The organism is Blautia stercoris, assembly GCF_054657695.1.
The window spans coordinates 121414-140179 of the sequence record NZ_BAAHYF010000001.1; the positions used below are offsets into that span (position 1 = coordinate 121414).

General features: G+C 37.5%; 16 protein-coding genes. 12 read left to right on the forward strand and 4 right to left on the reverse strand.

The features are described from left to right. Nucleotides 1-39: 39 nt before the first annotated feature. A complete protein-coding gene (locus ACYQ2D_RS00690) occupies nt 40-564 on the reverse strand; it encodes a hypothetical protein (protein ID WP_117455931.1) in 525 nt (174 codons plus the stop codon). Between the two features lie 211 nt (nt 565-775). Here ACYQ2D_RS00690 and ACYQ2D_RS00695 point away from each other — a divergent pair, with 211 nt between their 5' ends. From ACYQ2D_RS00695 to ACYQ2D_RS00715, 5 genes are all read left to right on the forward strand, one after another. Continuing rightward, nucleotides 776-1408: a metal-dependent hydrolase gene (locus ACYQ2D_RS00695; protein ID WP_022304809.1), complete on the forward strand. Its 633-nt coding sequence runs from the start codon at nt 776-778 to the stop codon at nt 1406-1408. Between the two features lie 125 nt (nt 1409-1533). Next, nucleotides 1534-2898 carry an NCS2 family permease gene (locus ACYQ2D_RS00700; RefSeq protein ID WP_117455929.1) on the forward strand — a complete coding sequence of 455 codons (1365 nt, stop codon included), beginning with the start codon at nt 1534-1536 and terminating at the stop codon, nt 2896-2898. A gap of 182 nt (nt 2899-3080) precedes the next feature. After that, nucleotides 3081-3536 (forward strand): Fur family transcriptional regulator, encoded by a 456-nt coding sequence (locus ACYQ2D_RS00705; protein ID WP_243182684.1) that lies wholly within the window; start codon nt 3081-3083, stop codon nt 3534-3536. Between the two features lie 158 nt (nt 3537-3694). Further along, entirely contained in the window at nt 3695-4039 is a 345-nt protein-coding gene (locus ACYQ2D_RS00710; protein WP_022304812.1) for a DUF6110 family protein, read from the forward strand. 86 nt (nt 4040-4125) lie between these two features. Then, nucleotides 4126-6201 (forward strand): heavy metal translocating P-type ATPase, encoded by a 2076-nt coding sequence (locus tag ACYQ2D_RS00715; protein ID WP_459784354.1) that lies wholly within the window; start codon nt 4126-4128, stop codon nt 6199-6201. An 88-nt stretch (nt 6202-6289) separates the two neighbouring features. Here the strand turns inward: ACYQ2D_RS00715 and ACYQ2D_RS00720 are convergent, their stop codons facing one another. Beyond that, nucleotides 6290-7204, reverse strand: coding sequence for a ketopantoate reductase family protein (locus ACYQ2D_RS00720; RefSeq protein WP_187558455.1), 915 nt, complete (start codon nt 7202-7204; stop codon nt 6290-6292). Between the two features lie 193 nt (nt 7205-7397). Between ACYQ2D_RS00720 and ACYQ2D_RS00725 the strand changes: the two genes are divergently transcribed. The 7 genes from ACYQ2D_RS00725 (at nt 7398) to ACYQ2D_RS00755 (ending at nt 14878) form a co-directional block, all read left to right on the forward strand. After that, complete coding sequence (locus ACYQ2D_RS00725) at nt 7398-7616, forward strand: cation transporter (RefSeq protein ID WP_022304815.1); 219 nt, start codon at nt 7398-7400, stop codon at nt 7614-7616. Nucleotides 7617-7766: 150 nt separating this feature from the next. Further along, the gene (locus ACYQ2D_RS00730) at nt 7767-9635 is read left to right on the forward strand and encodes a heavy metal translocating P-type ATPase (RefSeq protein ID WP_117455923.1); all 1869 of its coding nucleotides are present in this window, start codon (nt 7767-7769) and stop codon (nt 9633-9635) included. A gap of 46 nt (nt 9636-9681) precedes the next feature. Then, the gene (locus tag ACYQ2D_RS00735) at nt 9682-10044 is read left to right on the forward strand and encodes an ArsR/SmtB family transcription factor (RefSeq protein WP_459784355.1); all 363 of its coding nucleotides are present in this window, start codon (nt 9682-9684) and stop codon (nt 10042-10044) included. Nucleotides 10045-10216: 172 nt separating this feature from the next. Beyond that, entirely contained in the window at nt 10217-11122 is a 906-nt protein-coding gene (locus ACYQ2D_RS00740) for a metal ABC transporter substrate-binding protein (RefSeq protein WP_459784357.1), read from the forward strand. Nucleotides 11123-11155: 33 nt separating this feature from the next. Beyond that, the gene (locus ACYQ2D_RS00745; protein ID WP_117455917.1) at nt 11156-11818 is read left to right on the forward strand and encodes a metal ABC transporter ATP-binding protein; all 663 of its coding nucleotides are present in this window, start codon (nt 11156-11158) and stop codon (nt 11816-11818) included. After that, entirely contained in the window at nt 11818-12624 is an 807-nt protein-coding gene (locus tag ACYQ2D_RS00750; protein ID WP_459785286.1) for a metal ABC transporter permease, read from the forward strand. Before ACYQ2D_RS00745 ends, ACYQ2D_RS00750 begins: the two co-directional genes overlap by 1 nt. 193 nt (nt 12625-12817) lie before the next feature. Then, nucleotides 12818-14878 carry a diguanylate cyclase gene (locus ACYQ2D_RS00755; RefSeq protein ID WP_117455913.1) on the forward strand — a complete coding sequence of 687 codons (2061 nt, stop codon included), beginning with the start codon at nt 12818-12820 and terminating at the stop codon, nt 14876-14878. 320 nt (nt 14879-15198) lie between these two features. Here the strand turns inward: ACYQ2D_RS00755 and ACYQ2D_RS00760 are convergent, their stop codons facing one another. Both ACYQ2D_RS00760 and ACYQ2D_RS00765 read right to left on the reverse strand, forming a co-directional pair. Then, nucleotides 15199-17010 (reverse strand): ABC transporter ATP-binding protein, encoded by a 1812-nt coding sequence (locus ACYQ2D_RS00760; protein WP_117455911.1) that lies wholly within the window; start codon nt 17008-17010, stop codon nt 15199-15201. Further along, nucleotides 16934-18700 (reverse strand): ABC transporter ATP-binding protein, encoded by a 1767-nt coding sequence (locus ACYQ2D_RS00765; protein ID WP_459784358.1) that lies wholly within the window; start codon nt 18698-18700, stop codon nt 16934-16936. Before ACYQ2D_RS00765 ends, ACYQ2D_RS00760 begins: the two co-directional genes overlap by 77 nt. Nucleotides 18701-18766: the final 66 nt, after the last annotated feature.

Here is an 18766-nt window from a genome sequence, read left to right on the forward strand (position 1 = left end):
TCCTCGAGCAGATAGTGTCTGCTTGAGGATTTTTGGGTTTTAAACTTCAACAATATGTCCGGTTTCTTTATTATAATGGCAGTATTTTCCGTTTTTAGAAATAAAAGGCTGATAAGTGTTAGAACGAATGTCCTTTATATAAACGATTCCGGTTGAAATCATTTCTACCAGTGAAAAGCGTTCATTTAAAGAGGAAATCCATTCATAGACTTTCTTTTTGGAAGATTCTGCCATAACCAGATTGTATTCACCGTCTTTACATGGTTCGAGTGAAAAATAAATTTTTTCCGCTTTAGCCGGGTCTGCAAATACCTGGCTTTCAATATAGGAAGAAAAATGTTTTTTTACAAAAGCGTGAAAGCTTTTTTTCGTATAGATTTCTCCACTGACTTCATCTTTGATTTTATCGCCGCGTTCAATACGAACACGAATTAATTTGAGCACCTCAATGCTCCAGTTAATAAAAGAAATACTGCTGTATTCCATGCTTTCTAAGAGTTGACTGATAAGTTTCTCAGATAAGACATCGGAATGAATTGCTTCTTCATAAAGTTCATGATTCATTGTAAAATCCCCCTTTGGATTATCCATTGTAATATGGTTTTATTATAAGTCCAGAAGGGCATAAATGCAAGAAAAACAGCGAAATTTAGGCGGAATTGCTTGCCAGCTTTTGTGTGGTAGAGTATAATAAAACGGCTGTGATTCAGGTAGTCTCGGAAGAATAAGAAAAACTTCAAGATTACAGATTTTAGGAAAGGAGAAAGGAAAAGAGATGACAGGAAAAACACATTTGGCGGTGGGAACTGCTGCGGCATTATGCGTGACACAACCGCCCCATTTAAGAGACTGGGTTTTATGCATCGGAGCGGCAGTTGTTGGTTCTGTAATCAGTGATGTGGATGTCAGTACGTCAGACTCAAGGGAAGCGCTTAATAAAATTACTGCAGTTTCCTGTCTGGCATTTGTAGTTGTGGTAATACTGGAATGTATTTTTCACTTGGGAATTCTTAAGAATTTTAACAGAGAAAGCAGTTTGTTTCGATTTATCATAGGCTTTGCGGTGATGCTTATCGTGTGTACATTTGGAAAGAATCAGCCACACCGATCTTTTATGCATTCTATTTTAGGTCTGTTGATTTTTAGCGGAATTGTGGCATTTATGTATCCGGAAGTGGAACTCTATTTTGCAATTGCAATGCTTTCCCATATTCTGATTGATTTACTTAATAAACGAAAAGTGCGTCTGCTTTATCCGTGGGGAAATGGCTGGTGCCTGAGACTATGTACGGCAGATGGAATAGTCAATACGTTGTTATTCTGGTTGGGTTCGGCAGTGGCGATGATTGCTTCCTTTTGGCTAGTAGTTTCAAAATATGCGCCGGAATTATTAAAGATGTTACAATAACAGAAATTAAGCTTGAATTATCTGTTTTATATTGACGCAGAGACGGATTTCCCTGTATTATTAAGAAGTGGGAAAAGAAAATTAAACCAAAAGAAAGGAGAGCGTGCTTAAAAAAGCAAACAATTATGTTAGAAAAAAAATTTAAACTCAAAGAACACAATACCACAGTCAAAACAGAGGTAATTGCAGGTATTACAACCTTTATGACAATGGCGTATATCCTTGCAGTTAACCCAAGTGTATTGAGTGCTGCTGGAATGGATGCAACAGCAGTCCTTCTTGCAACATGTCTTGCTTCTTTTATTGGAACAATCTGTATGGCATTGTATGCAAATCTTCCATTTGCGCTGTCTGCCGGAATGGGCTTAAATGCTTATATGGCATATACCGTAGTCGGTGTAATGGGTTACGAATGGCAGGTTGCACTGCTTGCAGTATTTGTAGAGGGACTTATTTTTATTGTACTTTCCCTTACCAATGTACGAGAAGCGATTTTTGATGCAATCCCATTAAATTTAAAGAAAGGTGTTTCTGTTGGTATCGGTATTTTTATTGCATTTATCGGACTTCAGAACGCAAAGCTGGTTGTATTAAACCAGTCTACACTTGTAACAATTACAAATTTTAAAGAAAACTTCCACTCTGCCGGAATCTGCTCAATTCTTGCAGTAGTTGGTCTGTTTATTACAGTTGTGCTTTATATCAAAAATGTAAAAGGTGCAATCTTAGTTGGAATTTTATCTACCTGGATTCTTGGAATGATTTGTCAGGTCGTTGGAATCTATGTTCCGAATGCAGAACTTGGATATTATACCTTATTCCCAAGTTTTGCAATGACAGATTTTTCAAAACTGGGTGAAACTTTTGGGCAGTGCTTTAACGTAAATTTTGATAAGGTAGGAATTGTAAACTTTATTATCGTAATATTTTCTTTCCTGTTTGTTGACTTATTTGATACATTGGGAACTTTAATCGGTGTCAGCACAAAAGCTGGTATGTTGGATAAAAATGGGAAACTGCCTGGAATCAAACCGGCACTGATGTCTGATGCAATTGCAACAGCGGCAGGTGCAGTTCTTGGAACTTCTACTACGACTACGTTCGTAGAATCTTCGGCAGGTGTTGCAGCAGGTGGAAGAACGGGTTTGACAGCAGTGGTAACAGGATTTTTATTCCTGATTTCCATGCTGTTTGCACCAATTTTTACAGCAATTCCATCTTTTGCAACTGCTCCGGCACTGATTATGGTAGGATTCTTAATGTTTGGTGCAATTACCGATATCAAATTTACAGATGATAATATGACGGAGGCAGTTCCTGCTTATCTGTGTATTATTGCGATGCCACTATTCTACAGTATTTCAGAGGGAATTTCTATTGGCATTATTTCTTACGTGGTATTAAATGCAGTTTGCGGAAAAGCAAAGAAAGTAAAACCGCTGATGTATGTACTTGCAGTCTTGTTTGTACTGAAATATGTATTGTTATAAAAAGTAAGAATAGAATTTTTAATAAGTAATTAGTTAAAAAAAGATAAGAAAGAATAGAAAACGTCTTTTTTCTGGAGAAAAACAGAAAAACGGCGTTTTTTTTATAAAAAAGTTCTTGACTACTAATAGTTGTTAGTATACACTAACAATGAAAGAAGTTTGAACAGGCAGGAGGGATAGGAATGTCTGGTAAGACACAGATAGAAGAACCAGAAAATTTTATTTTGTATCAGTATACCCAAATGCAGAAAGATAGAATTGTGAGTAAATTTAAGGCAAAGGGCGGACGAATGACCAGACAAAGAGAGCTGGTGCTGGATATTATCCTTGAAGGAGACTGTTCATGTTGCAAAGAAATTTATTACCGTGCCATGCAGAAAGACCCTGAGATAGGAGTGGCTACCGTATATCGTATGGTAAATAAACTTGAAGAAATGGGTGTCATAAGCAGAAAAAATATGTATAAAATTGAAAACCAGACAAAGAGACATCCCCAACAAGGAAGCTGTATGGTTGAACTGGAAGATAACAGTGTCTGCAAGCTGACTTCAAAAAAGTGGAAAAAGGTGATGGAGGCTGGTTTAGAAGCTTGTGGCTATGCAAAAAAAGGTCAGCGTGTAAAAAAAATCATCATATGATGTAAGTGTCAAAAGTATAAAGTTTACATAGAACGCCTGTGATTTTAAAGAAAAGTGATAAAAATTCTCAATAACAAGGAAAATGCTGGAAAAGTAAAAAAAGGTGTTGTATAATGTCATTTAAACAAAAAAATACGAAATAGCAGGAGGAATACAGGATGTTAAATTGTTTGAAAAATATTGACTGGAAAAAAACCGGAATTTTTGCAGCAGGTGTAGCATTTGGAACAGCAGGAATCAAAGCATTATCAAGCGATGACGCAAAGAACGTATATACACAGGGCACTGCTCTTGTTTTAAGAGCAAAAGACTGCGTTATGAAAGTCGTAACAATGGTTCAGGAAAATGCAGAAGATATCTATGAAGCAGCCAAAAATGTAAATGAAGAAAGAGCAGCCAAAAAAGAAGCAGCTGAATTTGAAGATGCAGAAGAAACAGAAGAAGCAGAAACAGAAGAAGCTGTTGAAGAATTCAAAGAAGTAGAGTCAGAAACAGAAGAATAATTCATTCATTTTAAGTTGGTAAACACCTGCAGATCTCTGCAGGTGTTTTGATATCTTTTCTATACAGATAAAGAGAGGACATGCAAATGAAATTTCAAATAAAACATGAGACAAAGGGCAGAATGCGTGTGCATCTTATGCAGAAACGAATGAGTTATGAGCAGGCTGATACTTTGTTATATTATTTACACCAGAATAAACAGGTTAGTTTTGTAAAAGTATATGAGAGAACAGCAGACGCTGCAATTTCTTATGTCGGAGACAGAGAGGAAGTCATTAAAGCATTACGTGCATTTTCTTATGAAAAAGCCGATGTACCGCAGGAAGTCATTGCGAATTCCGGAAGAAAATTAAATGCAGACTATCAGGAAAAACTGATTACGAAAGTTGCATGCAGATATATCGCAAAAGCAGTGATTCCATTTCCGGTGCGTGCCATTTATACCACATTTAAGTCTTTAAAATACATCTATGCAGGTGTTCGCAGCCTTTGCACCGGAAAACTTGAAGTTGCGGTATTAGATGCAACCGCAATCGGAGTTTCTGTTCTTCGTGATGATATTGCAACTGCAAGTTCTGTTATGTTCCTGCTTGGAATTGGTGAGCTATTAGAAGAGTGGACACACAAGAAATCCGTAGATGATTTGGCTCGTTCCTTATCCTTAAATGTGAAGAAGGTCTGGATGAAGAAAGATGACCAGGAAATTCTGGTTTCTGCTTCTGATATTAAAGTCGGAGATGAAGTTGTAGTTCGTATGGGTAAAGTCATTCCGTTTGATGGTGTGGTAACTGGTGGAGAGGCAATGGTAAATCAGGCGTCTCTGACAGGAGAATCCGTACCGGTACGAAGAGTAGAACACAATTCTGTCTATGCAGGAACTGTAATCGAAGAGGGCGAACTGACAGTACGTGTGAAAGAAGTTGGTGGTTCCAGCCGTTTTGAAAAAATTGTTACAATGATTGAGGATTCTGAAAAATTAAAATCCGCATCAGAAAGCAAGGCGGAGCATCTGGCAGACCGTCTTGTTCCGTATACTTTAGGTGGAACAGCTCTGACCTATCTTCTGACACGAAATGTTACAAAAGCCTTATCGGTGCTGATGGTTGATTTCTCCTGTGCACTCAAACTTGCGATGCCGGTTTCTGTGCTTTCTGCGATTCGTGAAGCAAGCCTTTATAATATTACAGTAAAAGGTGGAAAATATTTAGAGGCAGTTGCAGAGGCAGATACCATTGTATTTGATAAGACAGGCACTCTTACAAAAGCAAAACCGACAGTAGTAGATGTCATTTCTTTTAACGGAGAAAATCCAGACGAACTGTTAAGAATTGCAGCGTGTTTGGAGGAGCATTTCCCTCATTCTATGGCAAAAGCAGTTGTAAATGAAGCAAAGAAATTACATCTTGAACATGAAGAGATGCATTCTAAAGTAGAATACATGGTAGCACATGGTATTTCAAGTACAATTGAAGGTAAGAAAGTAATTATCGGAAGCCATCATTTTGTATTTGAAGATGAAAAATGTGTTGTTCCGGCTGGAAAAGAAGCAGAATTTGCAGCACTTCCGGAAGAATACTCTCATTTATATCTTGCAATTGAAAATAAACTGGCAGCCGTTATCTGTATTGAAGACCCACTTCGTGAGGAAGCTGAGGCGGTTATCAATTCTCTTAGAAAAGCAGGAATTTCTAACATCGTAATGATGACCGGAGACAGTGAAAGAACTGCATCGGCAATTGCAAAGCGGGTTGGAGTAGACCAGTACTTCTCAGAAGTACTTCCGGAAGATAAAGCAAAATTTGTAGAAAATGAAAAAGCAAATGGAAAAAAAGTGATTATGATTGGTGATGGAATCAATGATTCGCCGGCACTTTCTGCTGCAGATGTTGGAATTGCAATCAGTGATGGTGCAGAGATTGCAAGAGAGATTGCAGATATTACAATCAGCGCAGATGATTTATATCAGATTGTGACACTGAAATTTATCAGTAATGGTCTGATGAAACGAATTAAACGAAATTATCGTCAAATTGTAGGAATTAACACTTCCCTGATTCTGCTGGGAGTCAGCGGAGTTATCATGCCGACAACTTCTGCACTGCTTCATAATACCTCAACATTACTTATCACATTAAAGAGTATGAATAATTTATTATCTTAAACTTTTAATTGATTGATTTCTTAAATAAAAAAATACTGTCCGGCTGAAGCTTATTTTTTCAGTCCGGCAGTATTTTTTATTAATTTTATTAAATTAAAGCTTTCAATTTTTCAGCGACCTTTTCATACATCGGAACAGGAACATGGTATTTTTGACCCATACGTACAACTTCAAAGACAAGTCCTTGCAGTTCAGATGGCTTATGTGCCATGACGTCTCTCTGCATGGAAGTTGTAGTTTCTGGTGGAAGAGCAGACAAAATATCAAGATTAATGGCAACATAGTCCTGTTCAAAAGGAATCCCCATCGCTTTGGCAAGTTCCGAAATTTCACGAATCATAGCTTTGAACATTTCACGAGGTTCTCCTTCTTTTTGGAATTCTCCAGCTGTTGCCTGCCAATAAAGACCTGCTGCACCAATCGGAGAAACATAAGAAAATTTCTTTAAGGTATCCCGTTTTATCTGGTCACTTAAAATTCCCTCAATCGAACTGTCAAAGAAATCTTTTTGGATTTCTTTTAATTCTGGACGCAATTCTTCGGGTGTTCTTGCACCGTACACGACACGAAGAATTTCACCATGCTGTAAAATTGTACCATAAGAAGAAATATTGGCAGAGACATAGATACAGCCGTCCATGACAGAAAGTTTCGGAAGGAGTTTCTGCATACGTCCACCTGTTCCGTAAATATTAAGAATTGGAATAACGATAGTTTCTGGTTTTGCAATTTTTTGAATAAATGGAATGACAGAATCTAAGGAATATCCTTTGACACAGACTAAAATGACGTCGGGTCTTTCCTGATACTCTTCCATAGAAGCTGCTTTTACCGGAATGGTTTCTTTTTTATGATTCCATAATTTTTCCAAAGTAAGTCCCTTTGATTTTATTACGTTTAAATGTTCATTTCTGGCAATCAGAGTTACATCTTTTTTTGCTTTTGTCATATAAAATCCAAGTGTTCCTCCGGTGCCGCCTGCGCCGATAATTAAGTATTTCATAAATAAAATGCCTCCCAAGATGTTTTTATTTGCAGAAGTAAATTCAATTCCGGATAAAGTATAGTGTATAAAAAAAAGAAATGCAATGAAAAATTTAGTATTGACAAGAAAAAGAAATATGCTATAATAAAGTCAAACAAATATATGAACAAGTGCTCATATAAACAAATGTGAGTAGAAAAGGAGAAAAATCATGAAAAAAACTTACAAAATTGATGTAGACTGTGCAAACTGTGCAAACAAAATGGAAGAAGCTGCTAAAAATACTGCAGGAGTAAAAGATGCAACTGTAAACTTTATGGCTTTAAAGATGATTGTAGAATTTGAAGATGGTCAGGAACCAAAAGCAGTGATGCAGGATGTTCTGAAAAACTGTAAAAAAGTAGAAGACGATTGCGAAATCTTTTTCTAAGATACAATCAAAAAGATGTGAGTGTCAAAAGTAAAGAGTGTTACTCACTGATGTTTTTAGAGTCTCTTCTGTAACTGCTTTTAGTGGTGCGGGAGAGATTTTAAAAATTTACAAAAAAGTTGACTTTTAAAGAAAATGGAGGAGCAGGGGATGAATAAAAAGCAAAAAAAGATGCTGACCCGAATTATTATTGCAGCGGTATTACTCGTAATCCTTTCCTTTCTTCCTGTAGATGGATATCTGAAAATGGCGCTTTATATGGTGCCATATCTGGTAATCGGATATGATATACTGAAAAAAGCATGGAAAGGAATCTTAAATAAACAGGTATTTGATGAAAACTTTTTGATGGCAGTAGCAACTATTGGTGCAATTGTGCTTGGCGATTATAAAGAAGGCGTAGCCGTTATGCTGTTCTATCAGATTGGAGAACTGTTCCAGAGTTATGCAGTTGGAAAGAGTCGTAGAAACATCAGCGAGCTGATGGATATCCGTCCGGATTATGCAAATATAGAAGTAGACGGAAACCTGGAACAGGTAGACCCGGATGAAGTAGAAATCGGTACAATTATTGTAGTACAGCCTGGAGAGAAAGTTCCGATTGACGGAATTGTGACAGAAGGTAAATCTACTTTAAATACCAGTGCTCTGACAGGAGAGAGCGTGCCAAGAGATATCTCTGTCGGAGAAGAAGTTATCAGTGGATGCATCAACCTGTCAGGGGTATTAAAAATCCAGACAACAAAAGAGTTCGGGGAATCCACTGTTTCCAAGATTCTTGATTTAGTAGAAAATTCAAGTTCTAAAAAATCAAAATCCGAAAACTTTATTTCTAAATTTGCAAAATATTATACACCGGCAGTCTGCTATGGAGCACTTGCGCTTGCTATTTTGCCTCCACTTGTGAGACTGTTATTTATGGGAGCAAGTCCGGAATGGGGAGACTGGATTTATCGTGCCTTGACTTTCTTAGTTATCAGTTGTCCGTGTGCACTGGTTATCAGTATTCCACTTAGTTTTTTTGCGGGAATTGGTGGAGCAAGCAATCAGGGTGTTCTTGTAAAAGGTTCCAATTATTTAGAAACTCTTTCTCAGACAAAATGTGTAGTATTTGATAAAACAGGTACAATGACTCGTGGTGTATTTGAAGTAAGCGGAATTCATCATAATGAGATGGAAGATGCAAAATTATTAGAGTATGCAGCACTTGCAGAGTGTTCTTCTTCTCATCCAATCAGTAAGAGTCTTCAAAAAGCCTATAATAAATCAATTGATAGAAATCGTGTAACAGATATCGAAGAAATCAGCGGACATGGCGTGGTTGCAAAGGTAGATGGAATAACAGTTGCAGCAGGAAATGAAAAGTTGATGGAAAAACTTGGAATTTCTTATGTTTCCTGTAGTCATGTTGGAACAATCGTCCATCTGGCACTGGATGGAAAGTATGCTGGACATATTTTAATTTCTGATGTGATTAAACCACATGCAAAAGAAGCAATCAAAGAACTGAAAAAAGCAGGTGTTACTAAAACAGTTATGTTGACCGGAGACCGCAAAAATGTTGCAGATGCAGTTGCTTCTGAACTTGGAATTAAAGAAGTTTACAGTGAACTTTTACCGGCGGATAAAGTTACAAAAGTAGAAGAACTGCTTGCCAATAAAGAGGAAAAAGATAAACTGGCTTTTGTTGGAGATGGAATTAATGATGCTCCGGTACTTTCAAGAGCAGATATTGGAATCGCAATGGGAGCACTTGGTTCTGATGCGGCAATTGAAGCAGCAGATATTGTTTTGATGGACGATGACCCACTTAAGATTTCAAAGGCAATTAAGATTGCAAAAAAATGTATCCGCATTGTATATGAAAATATTTACTTTGCAATTGGTATTAAAGTACTCTGCCTGATTTTAGGTGCACTTGGAATTGCAAATATGTGGATGGCAATTTTTGCTGATGTAGGGGTTATGGTAATTGCCGTATTAAATGCAATCAGAACCTTGTTTGTAAAAAATTTATAGAATAAAAAAGCTAAAAATCAATAAGAGAAAGGATAGCATTTGTTTTATGACAGAAAAATCAGAAGAAGTTTGCGAATCCTGTGAGCTGCATGAAAATCTTTTGAAAATTGTAAAAGAAATGATGCCGGAAGAGACAGAGCTTTACGATTTGGCAGAACTTTTTAAAGTCTTTGGTGATTCGACAAGAATCCGAATTCTGTTTGTCTTGTTTGAAGCAGAAGTGTGCGTCTGTGATTTGGCAAAGGCTTTGAATATGACACAGTCAGCCATTTCTCATCAGCTTCGGATTTTAAAACAAAATAAACTTGTGAAAAGCCGTAGAGAGGGAAAATCCGTATTTTATTCCCTTTCGGATGATCATGTGAGGACGATTATTGAACAGGGTCGGAATCATATTGAAGAAGATTAAAAACTGAAAAGAAAAGGAAAGAAGAGACCTTTTTGGGTAGGAAAATCTATCGAAAGAGGTCTTTTTTGGTATAAAAAACTTGACGAATCAAAAATACCTGTTATAATATGAAAATGATTTTCAATTTCGTGCAGATAAGTTCAAAAGTAAAAAAGAATAGATAGGAGAAGCAATGAAAAAGATAGTAAGATTACTTTCGATTATGGCAGTTATAGTTGTAGGATGTACAGCATGTGGTCAGAATGTGACAAAAAATACAGCAGATGATTCAGGAAAAGTAAAGGTAATGACCAGTTTTTATACGATGTATGATTTTGCACAGAAGATTGGTGGGGAGAAAGTAGAGATTACCAATATGGTTCCATCTGGAACAGAACCACATGACTGGGAGCCTTCTGCAATTGATATCCGAAATATGGAAGATGCAGATGTGTTTATTTACAATGGGGCAGGAATGGAACATTGGGCGGAGGATATTTTAAAATCACTGGATAACTCTGAGTTGATTACAGTAGAGGCTTCAGAGGGTGTGGAATTGATAAGAGAAGGAAAAGAAAATGACCCGCATGTCTGGTTAGACCCTGAAAATGCGAAGATAGAAATGGAGCATATTAAAGATGCCTTCATTGAGGCAGACAAGGATAATGCAGAGTATTATAACAAGAATTATGAAACATACAGCAGGCAGTTGGATGGACTAAATCAGGAGTTTGAAGAGACATTATCCCAGGTGACCAATAAAGATATCATTGTAGCACATAAAGCATTTGGTTATCTTTGCAAAGCTTATGGATTAAACCAGATAGCAATTGAGGGTCTGATGCCGGATTCTGAGCCGGATCCTGCGAGAATGGAAGAAATTATTCAGTTGGCGAAAAAAAAGAAAATCAATACCATTTTCTTTGAAGAACTGGTAAGTCCAAAAGTAGCCAATACAATTGCAAAAGAAATTGGTGCGAAAACAGAGGTTTTAAATCCACTGGAGGGATTGAGCGAAGAACAGGTGGATGTAGGAGAAGATTATTTTTCTGTTATGAGGACAAATTTAAAGCAGATTAAAAATGCACTGGAAAATTAATGTGGAAAGACAGGACAACAGGAGGAAAACCGCATGAATATGGTTGAGATAAATGACATTTCATTTCATTATGCAGATGTACCGGTTTTAGAAGACGTAAATCTGAAAATCAGACAGGGTGACTATGTAATCTTAACAGGTGAAAACGGAAGTGGAAAGAGTACATTTTTGAAGCTGTTATTGAGAGAACTGATACCACAACAAGGAAGTATTAAAATGTTTGAAAAAGATATTTCCGGTGGATTTAAAGGAATGAAAATCGGTTATGTACCGCAAAACAGTATCAGTAAAAACCAAAATTTTCCGGCAACAGTAGAGGAGATTATGAGAACCGGGCTTTATGAGCCAATCTGGAAGCGTGGAATTTTCGGAAAAAAATATCAGAAAAAAATTTTAGAAGCATTGTCTGAGATGGAGATGGATTCTTTTTTGACAAGCCGGATAGGAGAACTTTCAGGTGGTCAACAGCAAAGAGTGATGCTTGCAAGGGCGTTAGTGGGAAAACCAGAACTTTTAATTTTAGATGAGCCGACGACCGGGATGGACAGTGTTTCGATTCAGTCTTTATGTGAAGTTCTGCAAAAGAGAAATGAAAAAGGGCTTACAATTCTTATGGTAAGTCATGGAAGCTTGAAGCCTTATACTGGGGCAAATCGGTTTTGGAATGCACAGGAAGGAAGGATTATAGAAGAATGATGAGCATATTGCAGTATGGATTTATGCAGCGTGCATTCATAGTTGGAATTTTACTGGCTGTGATTACACCATGCATTGGAATTACCATTGTTTTGAAAAGAATGTCCATGATAGGAGATGCACTTTCTCATGCCTCTTTGGCAGGTGTTGCACTTGGGCTTTTGCTTGGAATCAATCCGGTACTTGGGGCAGGTGCAACTTGTATCGTAGCGGCACTTGGAATTGAAGCAATCCGCAAAAAGATTCCAAGATATTCTGAAATGGCGATTTCAGTTGTTATGTCAGCAGGAATCGGGCTTGCAGGTGTGTTATCCGGTTTCGTACAAAATAGTGCAAATTTTAACAGCTTTTTATTTGGAAGCATTGTTTCTATCAGTACAGGAGAAATGGCAGGTGTTTGTATCATCAGTGTTGCAGTTTTAGTGACATTAATGCTGTTTTATCGAGAATTGTTTTATATGGGATTTGATGAAAATGCGGCAAGAATTTCAGGTGTTCCGGTTCGGCAGATTAATTTTATGTTTACTATTTTAACTGCACTGACGGTTTCTGTTGCTTCAAGAACAGTGGGGGCTTTAATTGTTTCTTCCATGCTGGTTGTTCCGATAGCCTGTGGGATGCAGATGGGAAAAAGTTATAAAAATACTTTAATTGGTGCGATTTGTGTTGCAGTGCTTACAACAATTGCCGGTCTGGTGCTTTCCTATTATGTTGGCATAAAGCCAGGTGGGACAATTGTCTTGCTTGAAGTGGTTATCTTTTTGATTTTGGTGATTTTTAAGACGATTATAAGAAAAGGACATTAAAAAGAGAAAATCTCGTGAGGATAGATGTTTTTTGTCAGAGGTCTATTATTACGAGGTTTCTTTTTTGTTGGTAGACAATTGATTTTAATTTTAGTATAATAAATAGAAAATTCAGGAAGATAAAGGAGAAAGAGCCATCAGTTGTCAGGGTGGTATAAGGTTTTTAAGAGAAACCAGTAGAGGAGAAGGAAGTATGGAACCGGATTACAAGATGACGATGCAGGAAGCAAAAGAGGAAACCAGACAGTTTAAAAAGATTTTCACAAATGTGCGTCTGATTGACCAGATGGTGTTACATCGGATTGAGCAGGAAGAAAGGATGAAATTCCAGGACGGTCATTGTAATGATTTCTGGAATAAAAACTGTCCATGTGAAAATTGTGTTTCTTTAAAAGCATTTGAGGGAAAAACTCAGAAAACAAAACTGGAGTTTATGGATTCTGATATTTATCAAGTGACAGCGCGCTATGTAGAAATTGATGGGACACCTTATGTGATGGAAATGTTTAAGTGTTTGGACAGTACATCCTTGATAGATGTTGCGGGACAGGAAAAGATTGTAAGTAAGTTTGCCAGATACAATGAAAAAGTTTATAAAGATGCTTTGACAGGAGCCTATAATCGTCGTTATTTTGAGGAACATATTAAAAAGATGACAGGTTCAATGGGTGTTGCAATGATTGATTTGGATGATTTTAAGCTGTATAATGACATTTTAGGTCATAATGCGGGAGATGCTGCACTTGAGACGATTGGAAAGATTGTTCAAAAAAGCATTGGTCCGGATAATATTTTAATTCGTTATGGCGGAGATGAATTTCTTCTGGTTGTTCCGAACGTAAAAGAAGATGAGTTTTTGAAAGAATTGCAGCAGATTCGAGATAAAATTCATGATGCAAAAGTTCCAGAGTATGCACAACTTCAGCTTTCTGTCAGCATTGGCGGTGTACTTTCAAATGATGAGACAATTGAAAGTGCCGTTTGTCGTGCAGACCGTTTAATGTATAGAGCAAAAAATCAGAAAAATATGGTTGTCTCTGAAAATGGAAAAATTGGAAGTGACGGAGTAGTACGAGAATTTGTGGAAGAAGAGCAGACAAAACAACAGATTTTGATTGTAGATGATTCTGCGATGAACCGTGCAATTCTTTCCGAAATTCTAAAAGATGATTTTGAAATTTTAGAGGCAGAAAATAGTGAGGAATGTTTAAGCTTAATTGAGGAAAATGGTACAGGAATTGCCTTAATTTTGTTAGATATTGTAATGCCTGGACTTGATGGATTTGGAGTACTTGAATTTATGAACAAAAACCGTTTTATTGAGGATATTCCGGTTATTATGATTTCGAGTGAATCTTCTAATGCCCATATTAGAAGAGCCTATGAGCTGGGTGTTTCCGATTATATCAGTCGTCCATTCGATGCCATGATCGTTTATCAGCGCGTCTTTAATACAATGAAGTTGTATGCAAAACAGCGCAGGCTGACAACCCTTGTTACAGATCAGATTTATGATAAAGAGAAAAATAACCGCATGATGATTAGTATCTTAAGCCAGATTGTAGAATTTCGAAATGGTGAGAGTGGACCTCATGTATTACATATTAATACACTGACGGGTATGATTTTGGAAAAACTGGAGCAGAAAACGGATAAATATAATCTCTCCTGGTCAGAGCAGCAGTTAATTACAACCGCTTCTTCTCTTCATGATATTGGAAAAATTGCAATTGATGAAAAGATTTTGAATAAACCGGGAAAGTTGACTAAAGAAGAGTTTGAGATTATGAAAACGCATACTTTAATCGGTGCTTCCGTACTGGAAAATCTGGAATTATATCAGAATGAACAATTGGTAAAGATTGCTTATGAAATCTGCAGATGGCATCATGAACGTTATGATGGACGAGGATATCCGGATGGTTTAAAAGGAGATGACATTCCAATCAGTGCGCAGGTTGTATCTTTAGCGGACGTATATGATGCACTTACGAGTAAACGTGTTTATAAGGCAGCGTTTTCCCATAAAAAAGCAATGGAAATGATTTTAGGTGGGGAATGTGGAATCTTTAATCCAATGCTTTTAGAATGTCTGGTAGAAATTCAGGATAAGATTCAGGAAAAATTAGAAAAGAGTGTGGATAAAGATTCTTATTTGAAAAAACAGACAGAAGAATTGGCTTTATTTGATATCTCAGGAATAGACAATTTTTTTAGGGGGGGGGTAAAACGAAAAGCTTTTTTGACAATGTGAGTGTTCGCCCACAAAAAAATAAAAGTTGAGAAAAAGAATTATGGATAAGGCAGAGCATTCTATGTATATGAATAAACAGAAAGAAAAAGGAACAAACCGTTAATAAAAAACCTGTGGAAATCAAGAGATTCCGCAGGTTTTTTATCTGATGATTGTCAAGTGGATATTCGCAATTCGCTTTGCTACTTGCTCATAACCAAATAGCTGCTACGCAGCTTATCAGAAGGGGCTTGTCCCCTACTGATATAAGCAAGTCCCCATCCCTGCTTATTGCTTTTCGCAATTGAAGCAGGGGACTTCCTTGATTTGGTTAAATTAATTTAAACAGGAGCGAACTGACTGTTATAAAGGGTGGCATAAAATCCATTTTTAGAAAGCAGTTCTTTGTGACTGCCCTGTTCAATAATGTGCCCATCTTTCATGACGAGAATGATATCTGCATTTTTAATCGTGGAAAGACGATGAGCAACAATAAAACTGGTTCGTCCATGCATCATTTTTTCAAAAGCTTTCTGGATACGAATTTCTGTCATAGTATCGATAGAAGAAGTTGCCTCATCAAGAATCAGCATTGGAGGCAGGCAGAGCATTACACGAGCGATGCAGAGTAACTGTCTCTGACCTTGCGAGAGGTTGCTTCCACCTTCAGAGAGAATAGTATCATATCCATCTGGCATACGCATAATAAAGCTGTGTGCATGAGCTTCTTTCGCAGCCTGAATGATTTCTTCTTTGGTTGCATCCGGATTTCCATAAGAAATATTTTCCCAGATGGAAGCCGATTTTAACCAGGTTTCCTGTAAAACCATACCATAAGAAGCACGCAGGGAATGACGAGTAATCGAATCAATATCATGTCCATCAATTTTAATTGAACCACCATTAATCTCATAGAACCGCATTAACAGGTTGATTAAAGTTGTTTTTCCGCAGCCTGTTGGACCGACAATGGCGATTCTCTGACCCGGATTTGCATGAAGATTGAGACCTTGAATCAATGGAACTTCTGGGGTATAAGAGAAATCAACTTGTTCTAAAGAAATCTCTCCTTTTGGTGAATCAAGTACAGCAGAATCTGCTTTATCATCAGAAATCGGTTTTTCATCAATTAATTCAAACACACGAGCCGCAGAAGCAAGGGAGTTCTGGAATTCCGTAATAACACTTGTAATTTCATTAAATGGTTTAGTGTACTGGTTGGTATAGCTTAAGAAGCTGGAAAGCTGACCAACACTTAACATTCCATTGATAACACCGAAACATCCGGAAATTGCAACACCTGCGTAGATACAAGCGTACATAAAACGGGTAGCCGGGTTTGTAATGGAAGAAAAGAAAGTTGCTCGAAGCGAATAATTTGCCAGACGTTCATTGATTTCTTTAAATTGTTTCTGGGTTTCTTCTTCATGCCCAAATGCCTGTACGACTTTAATTCCCTCTAACATTTCATTGGTTAATCCGGTCAGTTCTCCCCTTGCCTCAGACTGTTTTTTGAACATAATAAAAGTCTTTTTTGAAATAAAGTTTGCAATAAAAAAGGACATTGGACTTAATACAACAACAACCAGAGTAATCAGAGGATTAATACTCAGCATAAATACAATTGTTCCAAGAATTGTAATGACACCGGTAAAAAGCTGGGTAAATCCAAGTAAAAGACCATCAGAAAACTGGTCGATATCAGTAATGACACGGCTGATTAAATCTCCTGAGGCATGGCTGTCCACATAAGAAAGCGGAAGTACCTGTAAATGGTTAAATGCCTGAACTCTTAAATCTTTTACGATTTTATAAGTGATTTTATTATTAATGTGATTCATAACCCATTGACATAATGCAGAGATTATAATGCATGTCAGGATTGTTGTGATAATAGAAATCAAACCATGGAAATTGACGTTTCCTTTAGAAAGAATGAAATCCACACCGTGTCCTGTCAAAATTGGTACATATAAAGTCAGGGCAACCGTAATCACAGAAAAGAGCAGGGACAATAAAACCAATGGAGTGTATGGACGAATACAGGCAAAAATACGTTTTAATGTAGATTGTTTTTTAGTTAGCTGTTTTGACACTGTGAGGCACCTCCTCTTTTGAAAGCTGTGAAGCACAGATTTCCTGATAAACTTCATTTTCTCTTAAAAGTTCTTCATGAGTTCCGATTCCGGCAAGCGTACCATCATCGAGTACGAGAATCTGATCAGCATTGCGGATGGTTGAAACACGCTGAGAAACCAAAAATACGGTTCTGTTTTGTATTTGTTGTTTTATGGCCTTTCTAAGTCTGGCATCCGTTGCAAAGTCAAGTGCAGAAGCACTGTCATCAAGGATCAGGATATCCGGATTTTTAACCAGAGCGCGTGCGATGGTCAGACGTTGCTTCTGACCACCAGAAAGATTAGAACCGTTTTGTTCAATCATCAGGTCAAGTCCCTGGTCTTTGGAATCGACAAATTCTTTTGCCTGTGCAATTTCGAGTGCCTGATAAATTTCTTCATCAGTGGCATTTTTTCTTCCCCAGCGCATGTTTTCTCGCAACGTGCCTTTAAAAAGCTGGGCTTTTTGTGGAACCATGCCGATATGTTTGCGGATAGAAACCGGATTTAAAGTTTTGACATTACCTCCGTCTACCTCTACACTTCCGTTTTGAACATCATAGAAGCGGGGAATTAAATTGACAAGGCTTGATTTCCCGGAACCGGTTCCACCGATAATTCCGATCGTCTGTCCTGGCATAGCTTTAAACGTAATGTTACTTAAAACTTCTTTTGCTGTTTCATTATAAGAAAATGAAACATTTTTAAATTCAACAGCAGCAGTTCCGGCAATGCTTCCGATTGGGGTCTTAGATGCCAGGAAAGCTCCTTCTTCTTTAATAGAAGGCTGCATGTCGAAGATATTGTTGACACGGTTTAAACTGGCAATTGCTTTGGAAAGCAGGATGATTAAGTTTGCCAGTTTGATTAATTCAACCAGAATCTGGGACATATAGTTAATTAAGGCAATGACCTGTCCCTGAGTTAATCTGCCAAGATAAACCTGATTTCCGCCAGACCATAAGATGGCGATGATACCAAGGTTGATGATAACATAAGTAACCGGATTTAACAGGGCAGAAATTTTTCCGACGTGAATCTGGCGAAAGAAAAGCCGGCTGCTTTTTTTTCCAAATGATTCCATTTCACTTTCCTGACGGTTAAATGCGCGTACAACACGGATTCCCAGAAGATTTTCACGGGTGGAAAGTAAAACATCGTCAAGCTGTTTCTGTACGTTTTTATAAAGCGGCATGGTAATTAACAGGATTGCAAATACGACGACTGCCAGTGCAGGAATCACTATGACAAAAGGAATCGCAGCTTTTGCATCTACCGTAAATGCCATAACCATAGCACCAAATACAACGAATGGGGAGCGCAGAAACAGACGCAGAAACATGTTAATTCCATTTTGTACCTGGTTGATGTCATTTGTCATTCGGTTGATTAAAGTAGAAGTTCCAAGGGTATCAATTTCCTTAAAGGAAAGGGTGTTGATATGGGCAAATAAATCATTTCGTAAATCTCGTCCGGTGGAAACAGCAGATTTTGCTGCAAAATACTGTGCGGTAATTGCAAAACCAAATCCGATGATTCCAAGCAGGACAAGGAGAGCACCCATACGCCACAGATATCCGGCATTTTTCTGGTAGATACCGATATCAATCATTTTGGCGACAACCAGAGGAACAAACAGCTCAAAGCTTGCTTCAAGCATTTTAAAAAGTGGAGCAAAGAGTGTTGCCAGAGGATGTCTTTTTAGGTAAGTCAATAATCGTTTCATGAGTTTAAAATATTCTCCTTTTTCTCCTTATAAAATGATGTGAGTGTCAGAAATAAATTTTCTCAC